The 13,486-nt window shown below is 65.9% G+C and carries 19 protein-coding genes; 9 read left to right on the forward strand and 10 right to left on the reverse strand.

Annotation, left to right across the window (positions count from 1 at the left end; translation table 11 throughout):
* Positions 1–214 precede the first annotated feature (214 nt).
* Positions 215–628, forward strand: coding sequence for a hypothetical protein (locus K8O92_25955; protein ID UAK31245.1), 414 nt, complete (start codon positions 215–217; stop codon positions 626–628).
* A gap of 24 nt (positions 629–652) precedes the next feature.
* Here K8O92_25955 and K8O92_25960 read toward each other — a convergent pair whose 3' ends face one another.
* Together K8O92_25960 and K8O92_25965 are read right to left on the reverse strand one after the other, a co-directional pair.
* Positions 653–1,183, reverse strand: a complete 531-nt coding sequence (locus K8O92_25960) for a WSD1 family O-acyltransferase (protein UAK31246.1) — start codon at positions 1,181–1,183, stop codon at positions 653–655.
* Positions 1,184–1,900: a hypothetical protein gene (locus K8O92_25965; protein ID UAK31247.1), complete on the reverse strand. Its 717-nt coding sequence runs from the start codon at positions 1,898–1,900 to the stop codon at positions 1,184–1,186.
* Positions 1,901–2,516: 616 nt separating this feature from the next.
* Here K8O92_25965 and K8O92_25970 point away from each other — a divergent pair.
* On the forward strand, positions 2,517–3,308 hold the full coding sequence (locus tag K8O92_25970) for a hypothetical protein (GenBank protein UAK31248.1): 792 nt from the start codon (positions 2,517–2,519) through the stop codon (positions 3,306–3,308).
* Here the strand turns inward: K8O92_25970 and K8O92_25975 are convergent.
* The 4 genes from K8O92_25975 to K8O92_25990 all read right to left on the reverse strand — a co-directional run bounded on the left by K8O92_25975 (position 3,294) and on the right by K8O92_25990 (position 7,057).
* Complete coding sequence (locus K8O92_25975; GenBank protein UAK31249.1) at positions 3,294–3,692, reverse strand: GNAT family N-acetyltransferase; 399 nt, start codon at positions 3,690–3,692, stop codon at positions 3,294–3,296. The two genes, K8O92_25970 and K8O92_25975, sit on opposite strands and share 15 nt — an antisense overlap.
* Before the next feature lie 53 nt (positions 3,693–3,745).
* Positions 3,746–4,942, reverse strand: coding sequence for an IS110 family transposase (locus K8O92_25980; protein UAK31250.1), 1,197 nt, complete (start codon positions 4,940–4,942; stop codon positions 3,746–3,748).
* Between the two features lie 410 nt (positions 4,943–5,352).
* Complete coding sequence (locus K8O92_25985) at positions 5,353–5,664, reverse strand: hypothetical protein (protein ID UAK31251.1); 312 nt, start codon at positions 5,662–5,664, stop codon at positions 5,353–5,355.
* Between the two features lie 1,081 nt (positions 5,665–6,745).
* A complete protein-coding gene (locus K8O92_25990; GenBank protein UAK31252.1) occupies positions 6,746–7,057 on the reverse strand; it encodes an EthD family reductase in 312 nt (103 codons plus the stop codon).
* Positions 7,058–7,212: 155 nt separating this feature from the next.
* Here K8O92_25990 and K8O92_25995 point away from each other — a divergent pair, with 155 nt between their 5' ends.
* The 5 genes from K8O92_25995 to K8O92_26015 all read left to right on the forward strand — a co-directional run bounded on the left by K8O92_25995 (position 7,213) and on the right by K8O92_26015 (position 9,935).
* Entirely contained in the window at positions 7,213–8,115 is a 903-nt protein-coding gene (locus tag K8O92_25995) for a LysR family transcriptional regulator (GenBank protein UAK31253.1), read from the forward strand.
* Between the two features lie 218 nt (positions 8,116–8,333).
* Positions 8,334–8,609 carry a hypothetical protein gene (locus K8O92_26000; GenBank protein UAK31254.1) on the forward strand — a complete coding sequence of 92 codons (276 nt, stop codon included), beginning with the start codon at positions 8,334–8,336 and terminating at the stop codon, positions 8,607–8,609.
* Between the two features lie 391 nt (positions 8,610–9,000).
* Positions 9,001–9,234, forward strand: a complete 234-nt coding sequence (locus tag K8O92_26005) for a hypothetical protein (protein UAK31255.1) — start codon at positions 9,001–9,003, stop codon at positions 9,232–9,234.
* Positions 9,235–9,291: 57 nt separating this feature from the next.
* Positions 9,292–9,531 (forward strand): hypothetical protein, encoded by a 240-nt coding sequence (locus tag K8O92_26010; GenBank protein ID UAK31256.1) that lies wholly within the window; start codon positions 9,292–9,294, stop codon positions 9,529–9,531.
* Positions 9,528–9,935 carry a hypothetical protein gene (locus tag K8O92_26015; GenBank protein UAK31257.1) on the forward strand — a complete coding sequence of 136 codons (408 nt, stop codon included), beginning with the start codon at positions 9,528–9,530 and terminating at the stop codon, positions 9,933–9,935. The genes K8O92_26010 and K8O92_26015 overlap by 4 nt, the downstream gene beginning before the upstream one ends.
* Positions 9,936–10,200: 265 nt before the next feature.
* On the opposite strand, the gene K8O92_26020 is transcribed toward K8O92_26015, so the two are convergent.
* The 4 genes from K8O92_26020 to K8O92_26035 form a co-directional block, all read right to left on the reverse strand.
* On the reverse strand, positions 10,201–10,548 hold the full coding sequence (locus K8O92_26020) for a phosphomannose isomerase type II C-terminal cupin domain (protein ID UAK31258.1): 348 nt from the start codon (positions 10,546–10,548) through the stop codon (positions 10,201–10,203).
* A gap of 536 nt (positions 10,549–11,084) precedes the next feature.
* Positions 11,085–11,420, reverse strand: coding sequence for a hypothetical protein (locus tag K8O92_26025; protein ID UAK31259.1), 336 nt, complete (start codon positions 11,418–11,420; stop codon positions 11,085–11,087).
* On the reverse strand, positions 11,413–11,715 hold the full coding sequence (locus K8O92_26030; GenBank protein UAK31260.1) for a hypothetical protein: 303 nt from the start codon (positions 11,713–11,715) through the stop codon (positions 11,413–11,415). Before K8O92_26030 ends, K8O92_26025 begins: the two co-directional genes overlap by 8 nt.
* Positions 11,716–11,772: 57 nt before the next feature.
* Complete coding sequence (locus K8O92_26035; protein ID UAK35946.1) at positions 11,773–12,504, reverse strand: MFS transporter; 732 nt, start codon at positions 12,502–12,504, stop codon at positions 11,773–11,775.
* Between the two features lie 314 nt (positions 12,505–12,818).
* Between K8O92_26035 and K8O92_26040 the strand changes: the two genes are divergently transcribed.
* Both K8O92_26040 and K8O92_26045 read left to right on the forward strand, forming a co-directional pair.
* A complete protein-coding gene (locus K8O92_26040; protein ID UAK31261.1) occupies positions 12,819–13,109 on the forward strand; it encodes a hypothetical protein in 291 nt (96 codons plus the stop codon).
* A complete protein-coding gene (locus tag K8O92_26045; GenBank protein ID UAK31262.1) occupies positions 13,109–13,462 on the forward strand; it encodes a hypothetical protein in 354 nt (117 codons plus the stop codon). Before K8O92_26040 ends, K8O92_26045 begins: the two co-directional genes overlap by 1 nt.
* Positions 13,463–13,486: the final 24 nt, after the last annotated feature.

The raw sequence follows: 13,486 nt of genomic DNA on the forward strand, positions 1-13,486 counted from the left end.
TTGGGGGTGTCGGTACCGACTACCCGCAGCACTCCCGGCGGACGTGTGACGCCCCGCGCTGGCCGGTACAGCTTCGGTGTCGGCAGCGTGGACGCCGTGTACACGATCAGAGCGACGGTCGGCGTGTATTGGGGGAGCGCGGCGGAGTGCATTTCCGCGGCTAATTGTGGCCCGGTCACTGTGGTGAGGTCCGGGCGTTGTCGGCATCGGTTAGGTGCTAGTCGGATCGCTGTGCCTCTTCCCTGAACTTGCGCCGTCGTTCCTCGCCGAGACCGCTGAAGGTCTCGATCCCGGCGTGGTCGACCGGCTCTTGCCGATGGTGGTTGTCGTCGCTGTGCTGTGGGTGATCGTCGCCGGCGCGCGACTGGTCGTGCGTGCGTGGACACTGCCGGTCACCGCGCTGTCGATCGCGGTGGATTTGCTCGCCGTCATTACGGGCGTCGCGGTCCTGGTGCACCGGCCTTACTTCACAGCCGAGTTCATCGCCGGCCTGCACGACGGCGACAAGAGCGATCTCGGCAGGGCTCTCGACATCGGGATCGGTCTCATCGCTATCGCAGCGATACTGGTCTGCGCCGCCGGAATCGTCAGCGCTGCGCGCAAACATCTCGCCTATCGCCGGAGATGAGGGCTGGCGCGGGATAGTCGACGACTACGCCTCGGCGCGCTCGAGCAGCTGTCGCACTGGCGCCGGAATCGTCTGCGCGATGAGGGTGTTATCGGGTGCACCGTCGAAATCGCCTGTGATTCCGAAATTCAGCATGCCGTGATAGCTGAGCATTGCGATGCCGATGCCGATGCGCAAGCGCATCGCGATGGGGGCCAATTGGAAGATATCGAGCACATCGGCGCCGAACATGCGCTGCGTCTGCGTCGGCCCTGCCACATTCGTCGCCAGAGCGGCGACACCGTGCTGCGGGTAGCGCAGCGCCGTCCTTACCGCCCACGCCACCGACGCGAACGGCACAAGCTTGGCCAAGGTGATCAGCGTCTGCCCCGCGTCGGATTCTCCGCCGCTCTCGAGCCTGCCCATCCGCTTACGTACCACGTTCAGCTTCTCCACCGGATCGTCGAGATCGACCGGGACCACCGGCAACATCATCGAGACCCGGTTGTCCAGCCGTCCGGATGCCCCCGCCGACCGAGTGGAGACAGGAGTGAGGAGTCGAGGGGCCGAGTCCATTCATCGGCTCTTTCCCAGCAGACGGACGAGCAACAGGCCCGATACCGCGGCCATCGCGGCTGCCATGAGCAGTCCGCCGAATACGCCGATCACCGCCACCAGTGCGGGCGACTGTTCAGGCTGCCAGAGCGGCGTGGTGAACGCGGTGAAGGCGGTCAATCCGGCCAGCCAAGCCGCGGCGGTCGCCGCAATCCAGCTCGCCGCCCCGCGCACGTACCCGCGTAGAACGACCCACTGCGCGACTCCGATGGATAGCAGGATCACCAGTCCACCTGCCACGAACGTGCCCAATTGCGGCAGCGACGTCCATCCGGACATTCCGTCGGTGAGAACGAACAACGCGCCCACCGACCAGGCGACCACCGCACCTGAGATCGTCGCCGCGACCCAGCGGCGGCTCGGCAGTCCCGGCAGAGCCGGTTGCAGCGCGCGAGCTTGGAACCACCCCAACGTTGCGCCTTCCACCGCGCCCGCGACGAGCAGCGCGGTCGCAGCAGGCAGGCCACCACGATCCGCGATCACAGCGCCCGCCGCGGCGGGCGCGAGGAAGCCGAGCGATTCACCGACGTTTACCAGCTGGAACCACCTGCGCCACAGCCGTCTTCTCGAGAAACCCGCTGCGATGTCGTCCACGCCCGCCTCATCGCTGCGCTGTTGCCGTGAGAGGCGTTGATCAGGCGGGATCGCCCGATTCCCGGCATCGGTGCTGTGCGTCATGTCTTGATGATTCGCCATCGCATGGTTTCCGTACAGGTTCAAAGGTCCCTGTCCCGCAAGGAAAAGGCAATCTTTCCGAATTCAGCGACAAAGGGGAGTGTGGACGGAAAGTTCAGGAGGGCACCTCGAGGCGAGTGGCAGATTTCGGCAACGGATGAGCGCTCGCGGTTTCCTCATGTCTGTAAACGTCGCCGAACCTTGGTTCTGGCCCATATTTCGTGATCGTTGAGGGCCCGGTCTTTCTGACCGACCGCAAGGCGAAACACGGTGTGGCCATGGACGACATCGACCCATTCACCTTGCGCTGAGCGGTTGTCGTATCGGTGGGCGGCCGAGTTGTTCGAGCATTACACGAGCGATTTCACGCGCGGACCGTTCACGCTGCCTCAGCTCCGTCGTTCGAAGCTTACGCACGCTGCCGAGGACGGGGCGTGGACACCGATGCTGATGCGGCCTGAACGGGCACGCCTCGGCGTGGTCGCTGGGAAAGCACTGGCGGCCGTCCGCCGAGGCGTTGATCGGATGGCAGGCTCAGACCGACCGAGCCCCGGCCCCGACTGCTGGGTCGTTCGATGTCATCGAGCGCTTGGAAGACAGTGACGGCTCGGATCATCGAATGCCGCGGCGCACGCTGCGCGCCGCCGCGGCGGTGAGCCTCTCAGAGGTCGAATGGATACACCGGATGCGGGCGACCGGGGCCACGCTGCAGCCACGAGTCAGTGTCGTCGACGGTCATGTCGCCGGCTACATCGCCCAGTGGCGTGACGCCCACAGCGCACGTCTCGGTCCGGCGATCACCGACCTCGAGGTCGGAGCCGGCCTGAGCCTGCCCGATCTGCGCGACGGGTGGGAGGACGACGCGCAAGCAGCGGCCGACGCGCAGACCGAATGGAAATTGCCGCGTGCGATCAAACCGTCGGCGCGAGAAACCGCGCTGTCGGCCGACCCCGAGCTCTGGGCGCATGCCTTGGCTGATGTCCGCGGCTTCAATGAGGCGTTGGCACGTGTTCCGAGCATCGAGCGCGCGGTATGGCGATGGGTGGCAAGCCGTGTCTCCGGCGTGCTGGCGGTCTGGTCGTGGCGGACGGAGCCGGACGCGAGAGGGCCGTTCGCCGTCGCCTCGCACGAATTGGGTATGTCGGCACTTGTCGTCGGGAGCCGCGCACGCCCGCTCGTCTTCCAACCGTCCACACCGGATCTGGAAACGGCAGCGTACGTTCTGGCCCAGTTATGCCGAGAAGTTCACGACCCGCCCATCGAATCCGATCTGGTCGGCGAACTGATCACTGGTGTCGCCGCGATCATCAAGGCGCATCGTGCACGGGGGGGTGTCCCTATGGTGTTGGTCAAGCTGGATCGGTCGTGGTTGGTTGCGCCGTCGTGGCGTTCGGTGTCAGTTCAGTCGTAGTAGGCCGGCGTCGGTGGTTCGGAACCCGCAGGTGTCGCGATAGAAGCTGTTGAGGTGTGGTTCGTAGTCGACGTGGAGCCACTCGATACCGAGTTCGCGAAGGTCGCTGAGAAGAGCCGCGACCAGGCTGGTTCCGATGCGCTGATACTGGAAGTCGGGGGCGACCATCGTGTCGAGGAGGAACGCATGCCGACCCCCGTCCCAGACTGCGTGCACGAACCCGACAAGCTGATCGCCGACGAACGCACCGACCCACGATCTGCTGTGCCGTTCCAGGCGTGCCTTCCAAGGGCTCGGCACGTGGTCACCGCCGAATGCGTCGGTGTGCAGCCGCGAGAGCACCTCATCGTCGACAGCGAAACGGATGCGGAGATCCGCGATCATGCGGCGTCCTCTCAGCACGGGTCGTCATGACGTGATGTCACGTGATCGTGGCATCACGTCGATGCTGGGACCAGCGGATTTCGGTAGGGCTGTTTTGTTTTGAGCATGGCGTAGAGGACATCGCAGCGGCGTCGGGCCAGGCAGATGAGGGCGGCGTTGTGTTTCTTGCCCTCGCCGCGCTTCCGGTCGTAGTAGGTGCGGCTTGCCGGGTCGTGCAGGGCGGCGAAGGCGGACAGGAACAGGGCGCGTTTGAGTTTGTGGTTGCCTGATCGAGCTGGTGATTCGCCGCGGATGGAGCTGCCGGATCGGTGAGTGACGGGGGCGATTCCTGCGTAGGAGGCGAGGTGGCCGGCCGAAGCGAAGGCCGAGCCGTCGCCAACCTCGAGCAGGATGCGGGCGCCGGTCCTGACTCCGACGCCCGGCATCGAGGTCAGGACCTTGGAAAGAGGGTGGTCATCGAGCATCCTCTCGATGTCAGCGGCGATGCTTTGTCGTTGCAGCAGGACCGTTTTGAGCGAGTCGGCGAGTTTCGGCAGCACGACCTCGGCGGCCTTCGCGCCGGGAACGGTGACGGTCTGTGCGGGCAGGGCGGCCAGGACCTCCTCGACCAGGCGTGCACCCATGCGCGGGGCGTACTTGGTGGCGATCGTGGTGAGTTTGCGTTTGCCCGCAGCTCGGATCCCTGCCGGGCCGCCGCACCGAGACAAGATCTCCAGAACCGCAGGATGTGAGATTCGAGGCCCCAACACGCGTTCGAGCCCGGGGTGGATGCTGGTCAGCAGGCCACGGATGCGGTTGCTGGTGCGAGTGGCTTCTTCCGCCAGGTCGTCGTCGAAGCCGACCAGGACGCCGAGTTCGGTGAGTGTTTCGTCGCCGGTGTCGACCCGGCGCAGCGTGTGCGGCATGGTGCGGGCGGCGTCGGCGATGATGTGCGCGTCACGGGCATCGGTCTTCGCCTGGCCCGGATAGAGGTCGGCGATGCGGCGCATCGACAGGCCGGGCAGGTAGGCCACGTCGTGGCCGCAGGCGCGGGCGACGGTGACCGGTAGTGCGCCGATGGTGTTGGGCTGGTCGACCACGATCAGCAGCGGGCCGTGGGCGGCGAGCTGGTCGAATAACGCTCGTAGCCGTGACTCGTCGTTCGGCAACGCCTTGTCGAACAACCGCTTGCCAGTCACATCGAGACCGACAGCGTGGTGTTCGCCTTTTCCCACATCAACGCCGCAGAACACGGCATATGCCTGTGCCACCTTCGTGAGTTCCTCGTCGCGTCGAAACCGGAACGGTCGCCCGATCTGGCGTCAACGCCCGGCACCCACGTTACGAAGAGACCTGCTCTCGGCCCTGTCCCCATCAGCGGTCCGTCGACGCCACCAGCACCCGGCGACACCACCCCCCGGATCATGAGAAAGACAGGGGGAAGAAGTCATACCGGGACTGGCGACCGTGGGCCCGATCTCGGGACCCACGAAAAAGGTAACGGGGGGGACGGCTCGAGCGTCAAGTATCTACGCTATGGCCGTAGGTCCCCTGAAGTGGATAGAACATGACATCCGCACCACAGTCCCGACCTCGGTGATCGGCTGCCAACTGCGGGCCGAGCACCCATCACGGCCCCAGCCCAGTTGACCGGTTGCTCCCACCCGCGCCGGCAGCAAGGTCAACCGGCAGGTCGCTCCTCGTCCGGATAACCCCATTCCAGATCGATGTCCGCCTCGGGCGCAATACCGCGAACGACATCTGTGACGTCGCGTTCGAAGGTCTTGCTCCATTCGCTGAATCCGCGGACGATGATCGGGCCGTTCTCGCTGGATGCCTTCACCCAGGGCGGGTTGTGAAAGACGCTCACCAGCATCCAGGAGTCGATTCCGTGCTCCTTCAGCACTTTGTCCAGCGCCATCTCGATGGTGTCGGCTTGTGCTGGAGAGGAGAGCTTTTCGACGTACAGCGAGAGATGAATATTCACGGACATCAGCGATACCCTCCTGCGATCCCTGTCTATCCGGACTGTATCCGCTGCCGATCCACCGCCCGAAATGCGGGTAGCTCCGAGGCGAGTAGTTCGGCGGGGCGTACGGCCGGACACGAAGCATGACCGGTGTGAACACGACGTTTCGCAATGGTGCGGTCTGCCGGTAGAGACAGTGTGCGTCGACGACGGCAGGCCGAAACGCCACACTGCGGCATGGACCGAACGCGCGTGGTACCGCACAGACTTCTAGTGGCCCAAGCCAGCGCTATCCACATTGCCCAGCGCGGGCATCACCCGGATAGTCTCACCGCGGAGCGTGCGCACCAATTGCACCGTGCAGCAGAGGGCCCGGTGTTCTCGTGAGGTTGTCGTTGGCTACTCCGTACAGGGCGCGCGCGACGCAGGCTACCTGCGCACTCGGTGACGGTGGAACCATGCGTGCAGGCCGAGACACTTGGAGGCATGAGGCAGGCCGCCGATGCGGTATGCGACATGGCGCCGCGCTAGTCGAACTGGTCCCAGCCGCGCCAGGGTGCGTCAGGGGACGACTTCACCGCGCCGCAGGCCGAGCTCGGGGAGGTAGACAGTGACGAACTGCCCGCGACCGCTCACGGTGCCGGTGTATTGGAGGTCGGTCAGGTCCACCCCGAGGGTTTGCAGGGCGTCCACCAACAGCTCTGCCGTGGGGTCGGCGTGCTCGTCGGAAATCGTGTTGCGGAAGTGCCGCTGCCACAGACCGCTTTCTGGTGTCAGCCGAGCTCGATGAGCCGGCTCGGGTCGGGCAGATCCGGATGGTGGAAGAATGCTTCGGTGGTGAGATCCCTCCTACATTCCACACGCTGACGAAACGCTTCTCATCGACCGCCGATTCCACATGGAAGATGAACTGCCCTGGGAATTTCGGTGTGTCGTGGCACAGAGCTCGCAGTGTGGCACTGAGCCGGCGGCGCAGGTCATCCCAGTCGGTGACGACGACACGGGGTTCGCGAACGGGTAGTTCCGAACGGGAACGGCGTTCCGCCGAGAGCTGGACCTGGCCGCAACGGCCGACCGAACGCGTCCCGTAGCGTTCCATCCTGCCTCAGCTGGTGCCATCCTGTACCGGATAGTCGATGATGACCGCACCGCCGGTGGCGTAGTTGGCCACATCGGCGGCCGCCCGCTGGCCTTGCTGCGACGCTGACGCCGCGGCCATGGCGGCGGCGTCAGCGTAGTCGGCTTCGAAGACCGCGAAATACGGCGATTCTCCGTTGGTCGCCGCTACGTCGAAGCTGTAGCGCCATGCAAGCAGGCCGGGGATCTTCATGACCAGTGGAAGGTGGTTGGTCACGTAGTACTCGCGAAAGTGGTCAGGGTCGGCGGGCTTGGGATATAGGACTACCAACTTATGCATGACTGCCTCCTGCGTCGCTAGGTGTGTGTGCGATGTCCGGTACCGCGGTCGGTTGAATCGTCATATGCGCAGGTTAGGGGTTGATGTGAGGTCGAGGGAAAGACCGGGACGGGATAGAATCAGAACGAATCGTTATCAATCGGCAGGGAGGGCAAGTGGCGCCGGATACGGTGAGCCTGCGGTACTTTCTGGTGCTGGCGCAGGAGTTGAACTTCACCCGCGCGGCCGCACGGATCGGTATCGCGCAGCCCGCACTCAGTGCCCGGATGCGCCGATTGGAGGCGGAACTCGGTACGAGCCTGCTGGTCCGCAACACGCGTAGCGTCGTATTGACCACGGCCGGTGCGGCTTTGGCGGAGTCCGCGCCGCCCGCGCTGGCGGCGCTGGACCGAGCATGGGACACCGCCCGTCACGCGGGGGCCGGTGAACTGGGCACGCTGCGCATCGGATACAGCCTCAGCACGGGGGCCGAGACGGCACCGGCCCTGGTGGACAGGCTCATTCGCAGCAGCCCTGGCCTCGAGGTCGGCGCGGTCCCGATGGCGACACCGGAGATCTCTCTCGCGGTCGCCGACGGCCGCATCGATGCGGGGATCACCCGCGGTGAACAGCCGGGTCGTGGCGTGCGCCGGTTCCTGCTGCGGCGCGAGCGCGTCGGGGTCCAATTGGCACAGCATCATCCGCTGGCCGAACACCCGGAGATCGAGATCGCCGATGCGGCCGCGTATCCGCTGCGACTCCCGGACCGTGCGGCCAACCCCGTGATCCACGATCAGCTGTCCGCACTGTTCCGCGACACCCGGCCGAGCCCCCGATTCCACACGCCCGCAGTCTCTTTCGACATGTCTCAGCGCGACCTGCGCGACGGGCTCACCCTCGCCCCGGCTAGTGAAGCCGCGGTCGCGGCACTACCGGCCGGTCTCGAGTGGCGACCGCTGCGGGGCGCACCCACCTTGACGATCCACCTGGTCCTCCCGCGCGTGCAGTCACCACTTCACCGCCGCATCCGTACCGTCGCCAAAACTCTCGCACACGAGCTGCACTGGCTGCCGGACTGACGCGCAGCAGGTCACGCGAGACGGACGTCAAGGGTGGCGAGGCCGACCCACAGGGGATCCGCATACTCCACAGCGGATGTACTCGACCATACGTCTGTGAGACTTCGTACGGATAGCGGATATTGATCAACCGACGACCATCCGCAATGCGGCAGAAGAGTGCGTTCGGGCGACGCCGGGATGGGCATGGCCAGTTAGTTCAGGGAAGCATGCATCAGATGCCCAGCCTCCGCGTCGCCCATGCGGGCCGCGACCGACTGGCCGAGATCACCGTCAACCTACGCGACCGCATCGCCGAGGCCAAGACCAACGGCTGGACCGGAGAAGTCGAGGGTCTGCAAGTCAGCCTTAACGCCGCAGCAGCCAAACTCTCCCACCTCGACAGAATATCCGGGCAATCGACCGGATGCCGCCTCTCCGTGTTGCTCCGGATAACGGGGCGCTTCATGTCAAGACGTGGATCGATGACACGGATGGCGGATTCGGGGTGCTGACGACCGAGTTGTGAGGAGATCACCGTAGGCGGTGTGCCGATCGAAGGAGTTGTGCCACTGCGCGCGGGTGATCGCGTTCGGATCGATTACACAAGCGCGACCGAGTGCACGATCAGCAAGCTGGTTCGGTTCGACTGACAGCGCATGGGCGAGCGCGCACAACCGTGCGTGCCTGTTTCTCGGCCCAGTACATGCGTTCTCGGGTCCACCACGTCTCGGCCAGCCAGCCGTCGACTATCTCACCGGCAGCGTTGATCGGCGGATAGCACAGCTGGTAGGAGGCCACCGGTGACCTCGCCAGCGCTTCCGAGCGGCGTCCTCTTTGCTTCCTGAAGCGGCCTTCAGGCCGCTTCAGCGTGGCTTCAGGGCCTCCCTGCCACTCTGGCCGCCGATGATCGACAACGGCGAAAGGGGAGAACAGACCATGAACCCGACAGTGCGCATCGACGGGTATCCCTACCGAGTGGTGGGCAGGACTCGCCTGACGACGGCCTCACGGGCGTGCTACGGCAAGTACCGGTTCGTCCTGCGGCGGTTGACGGACGGGTCGCTCTGGACGGTATTCGACTCCCGGGTCACATCCACGTCGGAACTGCTGCAATGCGAAGGCGAACCGCGGCGGTGACGACCCCGCCGAGGATCCGGCCGCCGTGTCCGGCGACCGGGTCCTCCGGCGGTCAGCGTGCACGAGTGGAAGCAAGCCCAGGAAGTCACCGCGGCGCTGCGCACAGGGGCGCAGGAGGGCGGCTCGCTGTTGCGGATTCGCGTTGCGGCCCGTCGGCTGGGGTTCACCGTCACGGCAGTCAGTAGCAGTCAAACGCACACGGTGTGCCGGATCGGCGGGCGGAAGGCGGTTTTGCCCACCCCGATGCCGGACATGGTCGTGCAACAGGTAATCGCCGACATGGAGAAACCGACATGAGCGACAGGATCGAGTGCCGGGCCAACAGGCGCGGTCGCGACTGGGTGGCGCACATTCCCGCGCACGGGGTGTACGGGTACCGGCGGACGCTGAAAGCGGTGCGCGAGAGCATCGAGGACGGGCTCGAGCATGTCGGCGTGACCGCCGAGGTCACCGTCATCGCAGTGACACCGGAGCTGGAGAACCTGCAGTCGGTCGAGGACACCTACATGACGGCCTTGCGCGAGGCGGTGGCTGCCCTGGCACTGGCCTCGACAACGCCAGGGGACATCGCCCTGGCGACAGGAGCGCCAACCAATCAAGTAAAGCCCTGCTTGCCGAACTCACCGTGGCTCCTAGCATGTGATGGAGTTCCCGACAGGTCTGCGCCTCAACTGGGCATTCGAGCAATTGACGTCTGTTGATCCGCATTATCGGACGTCAACCTGAAGTAGTTCCGAGAACTGGGCACCCCAAGCTGTCCCGTCTCAGTGAATATGGCCAAGTCTCATTCAATTTGGCCGTTGCACTGGTTATCTGGCCACTGTCTCAGTGTTGTTGGCCAATGTGGCATGATCTCCGGCGACGCCCCGCCGATCGGCATGTGAACCTCCCGCACGACGGCTCCGCAGGCCATACCGATCGAGACGCGGATTCCGTGGCTTGGCTCCGGTGGAATATCGCGAGCGACTATCCCTCGCGGCCGAAGTCGTCTTCGAGCCGGACGATGTCGTCTTCACCAAAATAGGTGCCAGTCTGCACCTCGACGAACACGAGATCTTCGCTGCCCGTCGCGGCGATACGGTGCGCAGTCTCCATAGGAATGTCGACAGCGTCACCGGCCTGCACCAAGCGTTCCTGGCCATCGAGGGTCACGACCCCCTCGCCCGACACCACGAACCAGTGCTCGGCACGCCGGGAGTGGCGCTGATAGCTGAGCCGCCGACCGGGGCGGACTGTGATCGTCTTGACTTTGAACGTCGGCTCCTCGGAAAGGACCTGGTAGACGCCCCACGGGCGTTCACTGCGTTCCATCACCAAGGCATTGTATTGGTGGTCCGACCAGAACCTCCTGCACATCAGGCCACCACGCCATCGGCTCCGGAACCCCGCCTGCCGAAGCGGTTCCGCGCTGGTCAGATTGAATGAGACTACCAACAATGTCTCGTCTCAATAGATCTGGCCATGAACCGTCACGGGTTCGGGACCGGCTTCCGGTTTAGACCAGCGCCGGTCGGGCGTGGTGGTTGTTGAGCGTAGTAGGCGCTCTCGTATTCGGCGGGGGCCAGGTAGTCCAGCCGGGAGTGCAGGCGGGCGTTGTTGTACCCAGTCGACCCATTCCATCCGTTCATGCCCAACTCCCGCATGATCCGATCGACCGTGCAGAACGCCGCCGCGTGGCCTTGCCGGGCTCAGCCTGTGCCTTCACGATCCATACCCGCAGCGTCTGTCGAACCCATCAGTCGCCCGCCCGGGTCCGGCGGCACTGTGCGAGCGGACGTGCGCTGACAGTGAGCGACTCCTGGGTAGGCGAACGGTCATCCCGACTGTCGCCGTCGACCGCTGAACCCGGCTCAGGATGCCTTGCGGTGCTCGTCGTTCTCGTGCTGAGCGATCACGGCCAGGAGTTCGCGCACCCACGCCGGTCGCTGCTCGCCGGTTCCGGCCTCGGCCACGTCGCGTTCGATCAGCGAGCGGATGTAGGCCGACTGCGACATGCCGAGGTTCGCGGCGCGGCGCTTGCACGCCTGGTCGAGGTCACGGGTCAGTTTCACCGACCGGGGGATGAGGACCGGTTCGGCGCCCGGGCCGGTCTCGATCGGCGGGGTGACCGGTTCATCGGTGAACTCGAGGCGCTCGGTCATCGCCGCTATCTCGGCGGGGCTCATGTTCAAGAACGGATCAGTCATTGCGGGTCGCCTCCCACTTCTCGAAGTCCGCGGCCTGGTCGGCGGTCAGGTATGCGGCGCTGTACACCTCGATGTCGCGACCGAGACGACGGGCGAAGACCGACAACGGTGTGCCGTCGTCGGCACGACCCCAGATCACCAGGGACCTTAGCCCGGTTGCCGGGTCGGCGGCCGTCCGTAGCCAGACCGGCCGATTGCCCTTCATCCAGGCATCCACGAAGTCGAATACGTCGTCGGGATCGACGCCTGTTCGCGCCAGCACCTGGGCGAGTGCCCAGTACCACTCGATCGCCACATTGTGAGACTACCCTAGGGACTACCCACCGGGGAAGATGGGAGAACCAGCACGTCATCAGAAACGACGACACATGCACCGGGCGTTGGATTTTGATTCGTCGATCGGATTCGCCGGGCGCTCCGCGGCCTCGGGCCGACATCGAGGACCGGGCTCGCGGCAGCCACCAGCGCGCCTCGCCGGAAGGGTGCAGCAGGCATCGGTCATGGTGATCGGCGGACCCGGAGTGAGTAGCGCGGCGCCCAGGTAGTCGAAGCGGTGCAGCTGTCCGGAGGCCGAGGAAGGCGGTAGTCCGGCCGTCGCGACGGCCGACGCCACCACGGCCGGTACCGCGGCGAAGACGAAGATCATGTGCCAGTCGGTGACATCGAGCAGCACGCCCGCGATCAGGGAACCGCCGGACCCGGCGAGCAGCGCGGCGCCGCTGATGAATCCGACTGCGAGCGACACCTTTCCGGGCGGCAGGGCCTCGCGGGCGAGGCCGTAGCACAGCGGCAGGATCGCGCCCGCGACGCCCTGGATGCCGCGGCCGGCGATGATCGCGGCCATCGAGACCCCGGCGACACTGACCAACGACCCCGCGGCAGGCAGCAGCATGATGGCGATGAGGACCTTCTTGCGGCCGTGCAGGTCGCCGAGGCGGCCGCCGACCAGGGCCGCGGTCGCCGCGACGAGCATGTAGGCGGTCACCGCCCAGCCGGTGGAGGCAGGCGCGCCGAAGATCTCGCCGAACCGCGGCAGCGCGATGAAGATCATCCCGGCTTCGAACGCGCTGACGCATTCGGCCATGCGGGTGTAGACCCGGAGGTACGCCAGCAGATCCGGGCCCTCGTCGATGATCGAGCCCGTCAGGCCGGGGAGCTCGGGCGCGGCGCTGCCGCGCGCCGTCAGCGGTGGAGGGACAAGTCCGCCGCCGCTGTCGCTGCCCGCGACGACGCGATCGCTCAGCGTCAGGCCGCCGCCGGCCGCGGACCGAACCCCGGGGCGCGGGCCTGCACCACCCGTCCCGACCGCGCCACCACCGCAGGACAGGGCCAGTCCCGCCCCGGACCCGCGGTCGGCGCCGGTGGACGCCGCCAGCTGCACCGCGAGGAGCTCGGACGATGACCAACGCCGACATCGACCTGCACGTCATCGCCCGCCTCGACGATACCGACGGCGCGGTCGCCGACCTCTACTCCTGCGAGCTGTTCTACAACGACGACGGCAGCATCCACGGCCGCCACGTCAGCTGCCGATGGGAATCCGTACCCGCCGAACCAGGCGCACCGGCCAGCCTCGACGCGCTGACCGCCGCCGGGTACACCCGCACCGGCAAATGGCGGCGCAAGACCACCAGCTCCGGCGCCGTGCGGTACTTCACCGTCGCCACCATCCGAATCGAGGACATCTGATGAGGACACCACAGGGAATCCAGCAGCGTGTGCTCGCTGTGTGGTGGCGCGGCCTGCGTCACGAGGTCGTGCACGCGCGGCGGCTGCGGCGGGCGTTGCTGTGCGCCGAGCTGCGCGGGCGGGGTGTGGCGCACACCAGTGGTGGGGACGCGGTCACCGTGCGTATGGACGGGCTGTGGTTCGACGTGTACGCCTGGCTCCGCGAAGACGCCAGCTTGACCTGGGTGGTCGACCACCCGCACACCGAACTCGACGACGAGTACCCCGGCCACGAGATCGGCCGTTGCCGCGGCTTCCGCTTCCCCCTCGACCAGCTGCCGGTGATGTGGGCGCGCTACCTAGGCGTCGACTGAATACCCAGTAGGCAGGGCAGCCCC

Source organism: Nocardia asteroides, from assembly GCA_019930625.1.
In the GTDB taxonomy this organism is placed as follows: domain Bacteria; phylum Actinomycetota; class Actinomycetes; order Mycobacteriales; family Mycobacteriaceae; genus Nocardia; species Nocardia sputi.